Genomic DNA, 1,818 nt, shown 5'->3' with positions numbered 1-1,818 from the left:
ATCTAGAAAATTTAGTAATCCTAAAGATTTAGAAGAATTTATTTTCTTTGTTAGCTCTCCAATTTCTATGTTTAAAATATCATTTGATTGTGACTTGATAGGAAAAAAATACTTTTTTCTTTCTGATATTGTTTGCTTTAAACCTTCTAATGGGCGTTTCATTACTATAAAGCAATTTGTACCTCCTACTCCTAATGATAGAATTCCTGCATATTGTTTATCTTTACTCCACTCCACTACCTCAGTATTAACATTTAAAGAAGATGAAGCCCAATCAAAAAGTTTATTAGGTTTAATAAAATTAATTTGAGGAGGTATTTGTCCAAACAAAGCCATCAAAGCCACTTTTATAATGCTTAAAATAGTAGCAGCACTATCCGCATGACCAAGATTAGCTTTTAAAGAGCCTAAATATACTTTCTGATTTTTAAATACCTTACCAATTGATTTTAGTTCTACAGGATCGCCTATTTGAGTGCCCGTTCCATGACCTTCAAAATAAATAAACTGGCTAGGATCTATATCAAATTGATACAGAGTATTTTTCATCAGTGTTTCTTGCCCTACAATACTTGGTGCAGAATATCCAATTTTCCTAGAGCCATCATTATTTATACCAGTAGCAGATATTATTGCATATATAAAATCATTATCCTGTTTAGCATCCTCTGCTCTTTTCAAAAGTATTACACCAGCTCCTTCACCTGGAACAGTTCCAGTAGCATTTTCCGAATATGGTCTACAAAAACCATCCTCACTATTTATCCCTCCAGCTTCGTAAATATAACCTTTCTCATCAGGTAGTCTAACACTTGCTGAGGCTACAAGAGCATAGTCACATTGATAATTTAACAAACTTTGTACTGCTAAAGAAACTGCTACACCAGATGAAGAACAGTTCGACCCCACATTTAATGAAGGACCTCGTAAATCCAATTTATACGATATCATCGTTGGTATATTATCGTGAGTGGTTCCATTTAAAATATTATTAACATTACTTTGGAAACTTTCTTTTTTACTAACTATTTCATAAAGATATGAAGAAGGAGACGCCGATGTAAAAACACCAACATTTCTGCTATATTTTTCTAGATCAACATCTGCACTGTCTAGGCACTCCGCAGCCAACTCTAATATTATTCTGTGCTGTGGATCCATAAAATCAGCTTCAACTTTAGGAATTTTAAAGCGACTAGCTGAAAACATAGTTGAATCATTTATCTTAGAATATACTTTCCTAAAATTTTCTTTAAATTCTTCTCTTATGAAAAAATCTTTTTTATTCAGTAATTTATTCCAGAAACTTAAAAAATCATTTGTTTCATCAGATAATCTAACCCCTAACCCTACAATTGCAATATCATTCTCAGTATAGTTTTCCATATCAGTTTCTCCTTCTTACAGATCTAAACTTTTTTTGAGTAACGTTTATCTTATCAATTTTTTTATCATCTATAAATTCAGCCATTAATTTTATTGAAGGAAACTCAAAAATATCAGTAATAGTAAGGTTAAGATTGAATTTAATATTTATAGTTTCAATAAGCTTAAAAATTTTTAAAGAGCTTCCACCAATATCAAAAAAATTTTCTTCTGGGTTAATTTCCTGGATTCCAAGAATATCACGCCAAACTACTTGTAGTTTTTCTTCCAAACTAGAATTATTTGTAATCTGTACCTTTTCAGATTCAATTACAAAATTCTTTAGTTTTTTTATGTCTACTTTTCCGTTTCGAGTAAGTGGAATATTTGAAACAAATTTTAGTTTCACAAAACCTAAGTACTCAGGTAATTTAGACCTACATAACTTATAAA

2 protein-coding genes are annotated in these 1,818 nt (G+C 30.6%); both read right to left on the bottom strand.

What is annotated here, in order from left to right:
- The coding region (locus H7U04_RS11260; RefSeq protein WP_201059852.1) for a polyketide synthase at window positions 1–1,386 on the bottom strand (1,386 nt) is incomplete at its 3' end.
- A gap of 1 nt (window position 1,387) precedes the next feature.
- On the bottom strand, window positions 1,388–1,818 hold a 431-nt coding region (locus H7U04_RS11255), incomplete at its 5' end, for a phosphopantetheine-binding protein (RefSeq protein WP_207185748.1).

Source organism: Streptococcus sp. 22.1, from assembly GCF_016648645.1.
Lineage (GTDB): Bacteria > Bacillota > Bacilli > Lactobacillales > Streptococcaceae > Streptococcus.
The sequence above is the reverse complement of the archived record's forward strand: the minus strand, read 5'-3'. Positions and strand labels throughout refer to the sequence as shown.